At 72.4% G+C, this 11,832-nt stretch carries 11 protein-coding genes and 2 pseudogenes; 7 read left to right on the forward strand and 6 right to left on the reverse strand.

What is annotated here, in order from left to right:
* Positions 1-274: 274 nt before the first annotated feature.
* From CCN39_RS21725 to hrcA, 3 genes are read right to left on the reverse strand one after another with little or no spacing between them, the layout of a single operon-like run.
* The gene (locus tag CCN39_RS21725) at positions 275-1,027 is read right to left on the reverse strand and encodes a 16S rRNA (uracil(1498)-N(3))-methyltransferase (protein ID WP_086844748.1); all 753 of its coding nucleotides are present in this window, start codon (positions 1,025-1,027) and stop codon (positions 275-277) included.
* A gap of 3 nt (positions 1,028-1,030) precedes the next feature.
* On the reverse strand, positions 1,031-2,197 hold the full coding sequence (gene dnaJ / locus CCN39_RS21730; protein ID WP_086844749.1) for a molecular chaperone DnaJ: 1,167 nt from the start codon (positions 2,195-2,197) through the stop codon (positions 1,031-1,033).
* Positions 2,198-2,228: 31 nt separating this feature from the next.
* The gene (gene hrcA, locus CCN39_RS21735) at positions 2,229-3,251 is read right to left on the reverse strand and encodes a heat-inducible transcriptional repressor HrcA (protein ID WP_086844751.1); all 1,023 of its coding nucleotides are present in this window, start codon (positions 3,249-3,251) and stop codon (positions 2,229-2,231) included.
* A gap of 239 nt (positions 3,252-3,490) precedes the next feature.
* On the opposite strand from hrcA, the gene CCN39_RS21740 reads away from it, so the two are divergent.
* Genes CCN39_RS21740 through CCN39_RS21755 form a run of 4 tightly spaced genes read left to right on the forward strand, consistent with a single transcriptional unit; the run spans position 3,491 to position 5,863 of the window.
* Positions 3,491-3,880, forward strand: a complete 390-nt coding sequence (locus CCN39_RS21740; RefSeq protein WP_208630300.1) for a YbaB/EbfC family nucleoid-associated protein — start codon at positions 3,491-3,493, stop codon at positions 3,878-3,880.
* Entirely contained in the window at positions 3,880-4,197 is a 318-nt protein-coding gene (locus tag CCN39_RS21745) for a type VII secretion target (RefSeq protein ID WP_086844754.1), read from the forward strand. Before CCN39_RS21740 ends, CCN39_RS21745 begins: the two co-directional genes overlap by 1 nt.
* The gene (locus tag CCN39_RS21750; RefSeq protein ID WP_086844756.1) at positions 4,194-5,387 is read left to right on the forward strand and encodes a PPE domain-containing protein; all 1,194 of its coding nucleotides are present in this window, start codon (positions 4,194-4,196) and stop codon (positions 5,385-5,387) included. Before CCN39_RS21745 ends, CCN39_RS21750 begins: the two co-directional genes overlap by 4 nt.
* A complete protein-coding gene (locus CCN39_RS21755; RefSeq protein ID WP_086844758.1) occupies positions 5,384-5,863 on the forward strand; it encodes a hypothetical protein in 480 nt (159 codons plus the stop codon). The genes CCN39_RS21750 and CCN39_RS21755 overlap by 4 nt, the downstream gene beginning before the upstream one ends.
* Here CCN39_RS21755 and CCN39_RS21760 read toward each other — a convergent pair.
* Together CCN39_RS21760 and CCN39_RS21765 are read right to left on the reverse strand one after the other, a co-directional pair.
* Entirely contained in the window at positions 5,860-6,711 is an 852-nt protein-coding gene (locus CCN39_RS21760) for an aldo/keto reductase (RefSeq protein WP_086844760.1), read from the reverse strand. The genes CCN39_RS21755 and CCN39_RS21760 overlap by 4 nt on opposite strands.
* 73 nt (positions 6,712-6,784) lie before the next feature.
* A complete protein-coding gene (locus CCN39_RS21765) occupies positions 6,785-8,275 on the reverse strand; it encodes a CoA-acylating methylmalonate-semialdehyde dehydrogenase (RefSeq protein WP_167455139.1) in 1,491 nt (496 codons plus the stop codon).
* 137 nt (positions 8,276-8,412) lie between these two features.
* Between CCN39_RS21765 and CCN39_RS21770 the strand changes: the two genes are divergently transcribed.
* On the forward strand, positions 8,413-10,050 hold the full coding sequence (locus CCN39_RS21770) for a PucR family transcriptional regulator (protein WP_086844764.1): 1,638 nt from the start codon (positions 8,413-8,415) through the stop codon (positions 10,048-10,050).
* Positions 10,051-10,108: 58 nt separating this feature from the next.
* Positions 10,109-10,441, forward strand: coding sequence for an SSI family serine proteinase inhibitor (locus CCN39_RS21775; RefSeq protein ID WP_167455140.1), 333 nt, complete (start codon positions 10,109-10,111; stop codon positions 10,439-10,441).
* Between the two features lie 94 nt (positions 10,442-10,535).
* On the opposite strand, the pseudogene CCN39_RS21780 reads toward CCN39_RS21775, so the two are convergent.
* Positions 10,536-11,650 (reverse strand): annotated as a pseudogene (locus CCN39_RS21780) (DUF4153 domain-containing protein).
* Between CCN39_RS21780 and CCN39_RS51845 the strand changes: the two are divergent.
* Positions 11,552-11,832, forward strand: a pseudogene (locus CCN39_RS51845) (hypothetical protein); the annotation flags it as partial. The pseudogenes CCN39_RS21780 and CCN39_RS51845 overlap by 99 nt on opposite strands.

An 11,832-nucleotide genomic window follows, 5' to 3' on the forward strand; every position in this document is an offset into this window, starting at 1 on the left:
TGGGGGTCCGACCCCCAGAAAACACAACGAAACCAAAACCGCGGCTCGACCGCGAGCGAAGCGAGCGAGGAGATGCCGCGGTGGCGGTGAAGCCTGGGGGTCGCCTCACCGCGACCGCGGCGGCCGCCGGACCGAGGGGGGAGGTGCCCGGCGGAGTCTGTCTTCCCAGTGGCGCACCGGAACGATGAACGGTGCGTTAGTAAATGAGAGTAACCGGTCGGAGCGTGATCGCGCCATAACTGGGCGCAAAAATATGCCCTTTTTTCGCGGTGAACTACTGCCAACGGGTGGTGAGCGCACCGAGCGCGCCCAGGGCCACCGCGGCGGCCGTGGAGGTCCGCAGGACCGTGGTCCCCAGCCGCACCGCTCGCGCGCCGGCGTCCTTGAGGACCGCGAGCTCGTCGTCCGTGATGCCGCCCTCGGGTCCCACGACCAGCAGCACGTCCCCGGCGGCCGGTAGTTCGAGGTCGGTGAGCCGCTCGGTGACGTCGGACTCCAGCACGATGGCCAGTGACGTCGTCGCCGCGAGCCCGGCCAGTTCCGCCGTGGTCACCGGCTCGGTGATCTCCGGGACGTGGGCCCGCCGCGCCTGCTTCGCGGCGGCCCGGGCCGTGGCCCGCCAGCGCGCGAGCGCTTTGTCGCCGCGTCCGCCGTCCTCCCACTTGGCGACGCTCCGGGCCGCCCGCCAGGGGACGATCGCGTCGACGCCGGCCTCGGTGGCGAGTTCGACCGCCAGCTCTCCGCGGTCGCCCTTGGCCAGTGCCTGCGCGACCAGGACCCGCAGCGCCGGTGGTTCCTCGGTCCAGAACGCCTCGACCGCCAGGGTCACCTGCGCGTCCCGCCCGGCCTGGACGCCTTCGACGACGCACCGGGCCATCGCGCCCGCGCCGTCGGAGAGGACCAGCCGCTCTCCCACGCGCAGGCGGCGGACCGTCGCCGCGTGCCGGGCTTCCTCGCCGTCGAGGAGCGCGCGGCCCGAAGCCGGCACCGAGGGGGCGAGGAAGACCGGCAGGGTGGTGTCGGGCACGGCTCAGCGGTGGTTCTTGGCGCGGAGCTTGGAGAACAGCCCGCCGTGCTTGGTGCCGTTGGACGCCAGCGTCGGGACCTCTTCGCCGCGCTGCTGGGCCAGCTCGACGAGGAGTTCGCGCTGGGCGTCGTCGAGCTTGGTCGGGACCACGACGTCGATGTGGACGTGCAGGTCGCCGCGGCCGTCGACGCGGCCGGAGGACCGCAGCCGCGGCATGCCCTTGCCGGTGAGGACGAGCTCGGCGTTGGGCTGGGTGCCCGGTTCGACGTCGAGTTCGTAGTCGCCGTCGACGAGGGTCGAGATCGGCACCGTGGCGCCGAGGGCGGCCGTGGTCATCGGGATGCGGAAGTTGCAGTGCAGGTCGTGGCCCTGCCGGACGAAGACCTCGTGCGGGGTCTCGTCGATCTCGACGTACAGGTCGCCGGCCGGGCCGCCGCCGGGGCCGACCTCGCCCTGGCCGGACAGCCGGATGCGCATGCCGTCGCCGACGCCCGGCGGGATCTTGGCCGTGACGTTGCGGCGGGCGCGGATGCGGCCGTCGCCGCCGCACTGGCGGCACGGGTCGGGGATGACCTCGCCGAAGCCGCGGCAGACGGGGCAGGGCCGGGCGGTGACGACCTGGCCGAGGAACGAGCGCTGGACGGACTGGACCTCGCCGGCGCCGCCGCAGGTATCGCAGGTCTTGACCGAGGTGCCTTCGCTGGTGCCCGCGCCGCGGCAGAGGTCGCAGACGATCGCCGTGTCGACGGCGATCTCCTTGTCGACCCCGGTGGCGCACTCCTCGAGGGACAGGCCGAGCCGGATCAGCGCGTCGGAGCCGGGCTGGACGCGGCTGCGCGGGCCCCGCCCGCGCCCTCCGCCGCCGCCGGCCGCGCCGAAGAAGGCGTCCATGATGTCGCCGAGGCCGCCGAAGCCGGCGAACGGGTCGCCGCCACCGCCGCCGCGCGCGCCGCCGTCCATCGGGTCGCCGCCGAGGTCGACGATCTTGCGCTTCTGCGGGTCGGACAGCACCTCGTAGGCCGTCGTGACCTCGCCGAACTTGTGCTGCGCGTCTTCCGACGGGTTGACGTCGGGGTGCAGCTCCCGGGCCAGCTTCCGGTACGCGCGCTTGATCTCCTGATCGCTCGCGTTCTTGGCCACCCCGAGGATGCCGTAGTAGTCCCTCGCCACCGTCTCTGCTTCTCCTTCTGCTCTGCCCGGCTCAGCGGCCGTGCAGGATCTGCCCCACGTAGTTGGCGACCGCGCGGACCGCGGCGATCGTGCCGGGGTAGTCCATCCGGGTCGGGCCGACCACCCCCATGCCGCCGAGCACCATGTCCTGGCCGTATCCGATCGAAACGACCGAGGTGCTGCGCATCTGCTCGTCCTCATTTTCCTCACCGATGCGCACCGTGATCGCACCGGGGTTGCGCGCGGCGGCGAGCAGCTTGAGGACGACGACCTGTTCCTCGAGCGCCTCGAGGACCTGGCGCAGCGAGCCCGGGAAGTCGGCGACGTTGCGGGTGAGGTTGGCGGTGCCGCCGAGCACCAGGCGCTCTTCGGGGTGTTCGGCCAGCGACTCGACCAGCACGGTGGTGATCCGGATGAGCGCGTCCCGCAGCTCGCCGGGCGACTTGTCGGGCAGCTCGGCGACGCGCGCCGCGGCGTCGTTGAGCCGCCGTCCGGACATGGCCGTGTTGAGCACGGTGCGCAGCCGGGCGACGTCCTCTTCGGTGACGACGTCGCCGAGGTCGACCGTGCGCTGGTCGACGCGCCCGTTGTCGGTGATCAGCACCAGCATCAGCCGCGCCGGGGTGAGCGGCACCACTTCGAGGTGCCGCACCTTGGCGTTGGTCAGCATCGGGTACTGGACGACGGCGACCTGCCGGGTCAGCTGCGCGAGCAGCCGGACCGAGCGCCGGAGGACGTCGTCGAGGTCGGTACCGCTGTCGAGGAACGTGGTGATGGCGCGGCGTTCGGCGGCGCTCAGCGGCTTGATCTCGGAGAGCCGGTCGACGAAGAGCCGGTAGCCCTTGTCGGTGGGCACGCGGCCGGCACTGGTGTGCGGCTGCGTGATGTAGCCCTCTTCTTCGAGCGTCGCCATGTCGTTGCGCACGGTGGCGCTCGACACACCCAGGTTGTGCCGCTCGACGATCGCCTTGGACCCGACGGGTTCCTGGTTGGCCACGTAGTCGGCCACGATCGCGCGCAGCACGTCGAAGCGGCGTTCCTCCGCGTTGGCCACCGGTTCCTCACCTACCTCGCTCGCTGCTCGATCCGAGTTTACGGAAGCCTGAGCCGGTCGCGCTCAACACCGCCCGTCCCGCCGGGTAAAGAGCACGCAAACCGGTGCCCATGAATTGTTCTGGAAATACTTTTCCCGCTTGAATGGGGAACCGAAAACCGGTTCGATCCCTCTGATCGACGCATCCTTCCCCGACTGACGAGGTCGCCGTGAACAATTTTGACCCGGCTTCGGCCGGTATGCCCGAAATAGCCCGGCGCGCGGCCGAGGCGAAGGCGCGGTTGCAGCGTGTCTCGGCGACCGCCACGAGTGCCGACGGGGCCGTCACGGTCACCGTCAACACCGCCGGTGCGCTGCAGGAACTCAGCTTCGGCCCGCGTGCCGACGAGCTGCCGCGGACCCGGCTGGCCCAGGCTGTCGTGGCCACGGCGCGCCGGGCGCAGCTCGAGGCGGCGCAGCAGCTGAGCGGCATCATGGCGCCGGTGATCGGCGAACGCAGCGAGGCGATGGAATTCCTCAAGGAACAGATTCCGGTGCCCGATGTGCCCGAAGAACGCAGCGGAGAACCGCGCCGGAAACCGCCGTCCGACGACGACTTCGGCAGCCCGATCCTGCGCCGGGGGCTCTGATGGCGATGAGGGTCGACTTCGACGTCCTCGGCGGGCACGAGGACGAGATCCGCGAGATCGCCGCCGGGGTCCAGCGGGCGCTCGACGCCGCCGGCACCGCGCAGGCCCTCGACTTCGACGCGTTCGGGCTGGTCGGCCAGGTCTTCGCGCTCCCCATCCAGGTGTGGCTGACCACGGCCGACGGCTTCCTGGCCGCGGCGGTCGAGGCCGGTCACGAGGTCGCGGACCGGGTGAAGACCGCGCACACGGCGTTCCGCGAGCACGAGCGGAAGACGAAGGGCCTGCTCGAAGGCATCGGCAAGGAGCTGCCCGCATGACGGAGAATTCGCTGGTCGCGACGGTCGAGCCGGCGAGCGGCTTCTGGAGCGGCATGGGTGACGGCGCGAAGGGCGAGCTGGACAACCTCAACGCGCAGACCGGTGGCGCCGGGATCTTCAACGACGCCGCGGCGACGCTCACCGACGCCCGCACCGGCGACTGGGGCAATTTGGCCATGGACGTCGGCACCGACGCCCTCGACCTCCTCGGCGCGGCGATGGATCCGCTCGGCACCTTGGCGAGCGCGGGCGTCGGCTGGCTGATCGAGCACATCAGCTTCCTCAAGGACGGCCTCGACAAGCTCGCCGGCAAGCCCGAGGCGATCACCGCCAAGGCCGTGACCTGGACGAACATCGCGAAGCAGCTCACCGAGACGGCCGAGAGCTACGAGCAGAAGGCGAAGAAGGTCCAGCAGTCGTTCAGCGACTGCGGGTCCGCGGAGGCGTACCAGCGGACGGCCGAGAGTTACGTCGGTGTCCTGCGCGGCGCGGCGTCGCACGCCGAAGGCGCGTCGACGGCGATGAACATCGGCGCGGCGCTGGTCGGCACCGAGCGCGGGCTGATCCGCGACCTGATCTCGTCGTTCGTGGGCGAGCTGATCGTCAAGGCGCTGGCCGCGCTGGCGGCGTCGTGGTGCACGTTCGGCGGGACGATCGCGGCGTTCATCGCGGACACGGTCATCGAGGGCGGGGTGCTGGCGGAGAAGATCAGCACGCGCATCGCGAAGATCGTCGAAAAGCTCGAAGGCCTGGCCAAGGGCGCGGGCAGGTCGAAGGCGGCCCTCGAAGGCGCGGCGAACGCGCTGAAGAAGGCGGGCAAGGCGGCCGACCGGATCGTGGACCGGAGTGTCGAGACCGCGGCGGGCCTCGAGCGCAAGGCGAACGAGCTCGAGCAGGCGGGCCGGGAGGCGAAGTCCGCCGAAGAGACCGCGAAGGGCTGGAGCGACGCCGCCAAGGAGCGCGTCCCGGGCCGCGAGAGGCTGGAAGGCCCGGGCAAGTACTCCGAGGAGGGCCGCAGCGTGCTGAACCAGCACAAGGTCCTCGACCCGAACGAAAAGGTGCGGTGGAACACCGCGGACACGATCGGCGTGGCGACCGAGGGCCGCCGCCAGGAGAACGAACAACCCGACCGCTATCACGAGGCCCGGGAGGCCTACGAAGAGGAACACCCCGAAGGCGAGGGCGAGTGAACGACCGGCCCGAGGTGGAGCTGGCCAACCGCACCGGCCGGCTCCACCCCGCGCAGCGTGGTGCGCTGCTCGACCTGAACTTCTGGGTGGCGGCGGTCCTCGTCGCGGCCGGGCTCGTGGCCACGGTGGGCCTCGCTGCCGCGGGTGCCGCGGTGGCCGCCGTCCCGCTCCTGGCGATCACCGGCTGGTTCGCGTTCGTCTGCTGGCGCCGGCTCGCCGACGCCTTCGGCGGCCGGCTGGCCGCGGTCACGGGCTGGACGCACGACTTCGACAGCGCCCGCCTCACCGACGAGTACCCGATCGGCCTGCACCGCAGCCCGGAGGGGTTCAAGAGCCTCGAGTCGTTCAGTCTCCGCGCCGGCGGCCGGACCTACCCCCTGGAGCGGAAGCTCCGCGAGCGGATCCGGCCGGACCGGGTCAACACCGTCCTGATCGCGCCCCGGAGCAAGCTGCTGATCAACGTGCTCCCGGCTTAGACCGCCTCGCTGAGGGCGTCGAACTCGTCGTCGGTCAGCTCGATGTCCGCGGCGGCGACGTTGTCCTCGAGGTGCGCGACCGACGACGTGCCCGGGATGGGCAGCACCACCGGCGACCGCTTGAGCAGCCAGGCCAGCGCGAGCTGCGACGGCGTCGCGTCGTGCTCCTTCGCGAGCGCGGTCAGCGGGCTGTCCGGCCCGGCCAGCGCCCCGGTGGCCAGCGGGAACCACGGGATGAACGCGATGCCGTGCGCGGTGGCGTGCTCCAGCAGCGGCTCGGCGTCGCGCTTGGCCAGGTTGAACAGGTTCTGGACCGAGACGATCTCCGCGGTCTGCTGCGCTTCCGCCAGCTCGGCCACCCCGACCTCGGACAGGCCGATGTGCCGGATCTTGCCTTCCTCCTGCAGCTTCTTCAGCTCCCCGACCTGCTCGGCAACGGGCACCTCCGGGTCGATCCGGTGCAGCTGCAGCAGGTCGATCCGCTCGACGCCGAGGTGCCGCAGGCTCAGCTCGACCTGCTGCCGCAGGTACTCGGGGCGGCCGACCGGGACCCACCGGTTCGGCCCCTGCCGGGTGAAGCCGGCCTTGGTCGCGATGACCAGGTCGTCGGCGTACGGGTGGAGGGCCTTCTTGATCAGCAGGTCGGCGACGAACGGGCCGTAGGCGTCGGCCGTGTCGATCAGGTTCACGCCCAGCTCGACGGCCCGCCGCAGGACGCGGACGGCCTCCTCGGGGTCTTTCGGATCGCCCCACACGCCCGGTCCGGTGAGCTGCATCGCGCCGTACCCCAGGCGGGTGACCGGGAGGTCGCCGCCGATGGTGAAGGTGCCGGAGTTCTTCGCGCTCATGGTTCGTCCCATCGTCGTCCGGGGTGCTCGGAGGGTGAACCCCGCGAGTACCCCGGACGATTCCCGGAAACGCTCAGGAGTTGCGCGGGAAGCCCAGGTTCACCCCGGCGTGCGAGCGGTCCGGCCACCGCGACGTCACGACCTTCGTCCGGGTGAAGAAGTGGAACCCCTCCGGCCCGTACGCGTGGCTGTCCCCGAACAGCGAGTCCTTCCAGCCGCCGAACGAGTAGTACCCCACCGGGACCGGGATCGGCACGTTCACGCCGACCATGCCGACCTCGACCTCGTTCTGGAACCGCCGCGCGGAAGACCCGTCGCCGGTGAAGATGGCCGTGCCGTTGCCGTACGGGTTGGCGTTGATCAGCTCCAGCGCGTCGTCGTACGAGGCCGCGCGGGCCACCGACAGCACCGGGCCGAAGATCTCGTCGGTGTAGATCGACATCTCCGGGCGGACGTGGTCGAACAGCGTCGGGCCGAGCCAGAAGCCGTCCCCGGCGACCTCGATGCCCCGGCCGTCCACCACCAGCGACGCACCGGCCGACACCCCGGCGTCCACATAGGACTCGACGCGGGCGTGATGCGCCGCCGTCACCAGCGGCCCCATCTCCGACGCGGGGTCGCGGCCGTCGCCGACGCGCAGGCGGGACATCCGTTCGGCGATCTTCTCCACGAGCGAGTCGCCGACCGGGTCGACGGCCACCACCACCGACACCGCCATGCACCGCTCCCCGGCCGAGCCGAACCCGGCGGACACCGCGGCGTCCGCGGCCAGGTCGAGGTCGGCGTCCGGCAGCACCACCATGTGGTTCTTCGCCCCGCCGAGGGCCTGGACGCGCTTGCCGTGCCGGGTGCCGGTTTCGTAGACGTAGCGGGCGATCGGCGTCGACCCGACGAACGAGATCGCCTTGACGTCGGCATGCGTCAGCAGCCCGTCGACGGCGGCCTTGTCGCCGTGCAGCACGTTGAGCGCGCCCGCGGGCAGCCCGGCCTCGGCGAACAGCTCCGCGATGAACACCGCCGCCGACGGGTCCTTCTCGCTCGGCTTGAGCACCACGGTGTTCCCGCAGGCCAGCGCGTTGGGGACGAACCACAGCGGCACCATGGCCGGGAAGTTGAACGGCGAGATCACGCCGACCACGCCGAGCGGCTGGGCGATCGAGTAGACGTCGACGCCGGTGGAGGCGTTCTCGCTGAACCCGCCCTTGAGCAGCTGCGCGGCGCCGCAGGCGAACTCGACGTTCTCGATCGCGCGGGCGATCTCCCCGGCCGCGTCGGACTCGACCTTGCCGTGCTCGCTCGTGATGATCTTCGCCAGCTCGTGCTTGCGGGCGGACAGCAGCTCGCGGAAGGCGAACAGCACGCGCGTCCGGCCGGCCAGGGACGTCCCGCGCCAGCCCGGCAACGCCGCCTTGGCCGCGGCGACGGCGGCTTCGACCTCGGCGTCACCGGCGAAGTCGACGTGCGCCCGGACCTCCCCGGTGGCCGGGTCGAAGACCTCGCCGGACCGCGCGGCGGTCCCGCCGAACGGCTTGCCGTCGATCCAGTGGCTGATGCGGTCGGTCACGGCGGGCACTCCTTCACTCCGGCAACGTCCCCCCAGAGTCTCCGGGCGGGCGCCACGCCAGGCCATCGGCAACGTGTACGGACTCGCCGTCGCGGCCGTACAGTCTGTCCCTGCCGCTGATCACACGCCGAGGAGCCATGTACCCGACCGTCGCCGAGGTCCTCGCGCTGCCGGTGCTGCGCCAGGGCCGTCCGCACGTCGTCGCCGGCGCCGCCGGGCTGGACGCCCCGGTGCGCTGGGCGCACGTCGCCGAAGTCGCCGACATCGCGCACCTGCTGCGCGGCGGCGAGCTGGTGCTGACCACCGGCGTCGCGCTGCCCGACGACGGCCCGGCGCTGGCCCGGTACGTCGCCGACCTGGCCGGGGTCAGCGCGGCCGGCGTCGTGGTCGAGCTGGTCCGGCACTGGAGCGACAAGCTGCCCGCGGCGCTGGTCGACGCGGCCGAGGAGCACGGCCTGCCGCTGGTCACGCTCTCGCGGGAGACGCGGTTCGTGAGCGTCACCGAAGCGGTGAACGGCCAGATCGTCGACGCGCAGGTCGCCGAGCTGCGCGCCGCCGAGCGCGTGCACGAGACGTTCACCGCGCTGACGGTCGCGGGCGCGGAACCCGGCGTCGTCCTGGGCGAGGTCGCCCGGCTCACCGAGCAGCCGGTGGTGCTGGAGACGCTCTCCCACGAGGTCCTCGCCTACGACGCGGCCGGCACCGACCCGGCCGAGCTGCTCACCGGCTGGCCGGCCCGGTCGCGGGTGGTCCAGGTCGGCGAGCGGACCGGCTACCACCCGGGCTCGGGCTGGCTGGTGACCGTGGTCGGCGCACGCGGGCACGACTGGGGACGGCTGGTCCTCGTCTGCGCCGACCAGCCGCCGCACCGCCACCGGGTGGTCGCCGAGCGGGCCGCGTCCGCGCTGGCCGTGCACCGGCTGGTCGCCAAGGATTCCGACGGCCTGGAACGCCAGGCCCACCGCGCGGTGCTCGCCGAGCTGCTGGCCTCACCCGCGCCGACGGCGGAGCTGCTGGCCCGGGCCTCGGCGCTCGCCGTGCCACTGCCCGGGCGGCAGCTGACCGGGCTGGCGGTCCGGCCCCGGCTGACCGGGACCGCGCGCCCGGCGTTGTCCACCCCGCCGGTGCTGCGCGAGCTGGCCGAAGCGACGGTGCTGGCGGCCCGCCGCGCGAAGGTGTCGGCGCTGGTGGCGACGGACGAGCTCGGCGTGCGGGCGCTGATCGCGCTGTCCCCGGAAGCGAACGCCGACGCCGTGCTGCACCGGCTCGCCACCGACGTCCACGAAGCCCGCGGCAGCGCGCCGGGCGTGCTCGCGGTCGGCACCACGGTGTCCTCGCCCGCCGAGGCCCGCCGGACGCTGCTGGAAGCGAGCCAGGTCGCCGCGGCGGCGCTGGGCACGGGGACCGATCGGGTGGTGCACCGCCTGTCGGACGTCCGCCTGCGCGGCCTGCTGCACCTGCTGTCCGGCGACGAGCGGGTCACCGCGTTCGCGCACCGCGAACTCGGGCCACTGCTCCAGCGCGACGCGGCCTCGGGCAGCCGGCTGGTCCAGGCGTTGCGGCACTACTGCGAGCAGGGCGGCAACAAGTCGGCGGCGGCCGCGGCGGCCCACACGTCGCGGACGGCTTACTACCAGCAGCTCGCGCGGATCGAGCAGGTCCTCGGCGTGCGGCTGGAGGACCCGGAGTCGATGTTGTCGCTGTACGTGGCGCTGCTGGCCTGGGATCTCACCCGGCCGAGCGAAGAAGACTCACCCGGACGTGCAGCACAGTGATCGACTCCGGACGGCCGATGACACCGATATGGCCCTACTCCCCTTCGCAGCCTGCCTGATGAGCCTCGGCTGTCTGGCGCCGGCGCAACCCCCGGCCTCGACGCTGCAGCTGACCACCCACGACACCGCCGGCCGGATCGGCTCGGTGGTTCTGACGTGCGAGCCGGCGGGTGGCACGCACCCCAAGCGCGACAAGGCGTGCGCGGTGCTGTCCGGTGCCGGTGGCGACTTCTCCCGGATCACCGCGCGGCACCAGGCGTGCACGCTGATCTACGCCCCGGTGGACGTCACCGCGATCGGCACCTGGCGCGGCAAGCCGGTGTCGTTCACCACGACCTACGCGAACCGATGCGAGGCGGCTCGGGATTCGGACGAGGTTTTCGCGTTCTGAGCCCGTTCGGACGCGCGGAAGCCGCCGGGCCGCCCCCACGACGGCCCGGTGGCTCCCGCACAACTTTCAACCACGCACTACCCGCCGGTCCGGTTCAGCGGCAGCCGGTGACCGGGCCGAAAGTCACCTCGCGGGCCGCCGAACGGCTGAGGTTCCAGGCCGGCCAGCCGTCCGGGGTGTCGGCACGGAGGACCTGCCGCAGCACGCACGTGCGCAGCGGTTCGGGCAGGCGGGCGGAGACGGCCGGGACCACGTCGGCGGAGAAGCCGGCCAGGTAGCGGTCGTCCAGGGACCGGCCGGCGGCCGCGCGGTCGAGGTTGGCGTCGGCGATGAGGCGTTCCGGGTCGAGGACGGCGAGGACGAGCAGTGCCGCCGCGGCGGTGCCGATCGCCGCCCGCGGCAGCCACGCCGAGCGGAGCCGGACCAGTGCCACCATGACCAGCACGAACAGCGCGCCGAACCAGAATTCGCAGACCTCCACGAGCAGCCGCAGCACGGTGAAGCCGTAGGCCTGCTGGTAGGTCCACATGCGACTCAACGCCGAGCCGACGAGCACCAGGGTCAGCGCGCTGAGCGTCCCGAGCAGGACGCGTTGCCGGAACCGGTCGGCTTTCGTCGAGTCCGGCGCCCACCGCAGTGCGGCGGCGACGACGGCCAGCGTCAGGACGGTGACGGCGCACAGCTGCCAGAAGCCGCCGCGGGCGTACTCCGCCGACGTCAGGTTGCTGGTGCGCAGGACGTACTCGGTGCCCCCGAACAGCACCACCAGCCGGACCCCGACGAAGACGCCGAACACCAGGACGAGGACGCTCAGCGGGAACGTCCACTCCAGACCGTATTTGGTCCGTTGTGGACGCTCGCCCGACGCGCGCGGCGCCGGAGCGGCCAGGAAGTAGCAGGCCCCGGCGACGACCAGGGTGACGACGGCGAAGACGGAGCACCACCGCACGAGCGTCGCGACGCTGAGATCGGGGATGACGGCGTTGACGACGGCAGCGAAGGCGGCATCGGCACTGGCCAGCAGCGGAACGAAGACCGCGACGAGCCCGGCGGCGGCGAGCACGGCGAGCGCGNNTCGATCGGGACGGCGAGCATGTCGTAGAGGACGGAGTGAACGGTCCGTTCCCCGACAACGGCCAGCGACCCGGAGACGACGGCGGCGACGACGCAGAGGACGAACAGCCACCCCGAGGCCCGCACGGCACCCACGGCGAGCAGCGCGAGCGCGAGGGCGGCCCACCCGGCGTTGCGCCAGGTGAGCGCCCCGGCCGCACCGTCCCGCGAGCGCCGATCGGCCACCACGACAGCGGCGACGACGGCCAGTCCGGAGAGCAGCCACCCGACCCCGGGCCGGTCGACGGGCAGCAGGAGCGCGCCGGCCAGCCCGGCAA

This window comes from Amycolatopsis kentuckyensis, assembly GCF_002155975.1.
Taxonomy (GTDB): Bacteria; Actinomycetota; Actinomycetes; order Mycobacteriales; family Pseudonocardiaceae; genus Amycolatopsis; species Amycolatopsis kentuckyensis.

Coding starts and splice junctions, on each gene's coding strand:
- CCN39_RS21740 (WP_208630300.1), top strand. CDS start 3,491: ATGCCCGAAATAGCCCGGCGCGCGGCCGAGGCGAAGGCGCGGTTGCAG.
- CCN39_RS21745 (WP_086844754.1), top strand. CDS start 3,880: ATGGCGATGAGGGTCGACTTCGACGTCCTCGGCGGGCACGAGGACGAG.
- CCN39_RS21750 (WP_086844756.1), top strand. CDS start 4,194: ATGACGGAGAATTCGCTGGTCGCGACGGTCGAGCCGGCGAGCGGCTTC.
- CCN39_RS21760 (WP_086844760.1), bottom strand. CDS start 6,711: ATGAGCGCGAAGAACTCCGGCACCTTCACCATCGGCGGCGACCTCCCG.
- CCN39_RS21770 (WP_086844764.1), top strand. CDS start 8,413: ATGTACCCGACCGTCGCCGAGGTCCTCGCGCTGCCGGTGCTGCGCCAG.
- CCN39_RS21775 (WP_167455140.1), top strand. CDS start 10,109: ATGAGCCTCGGCTGTCTGGCGCCGGCGCAACCCCCGGCCTCGACGCTG.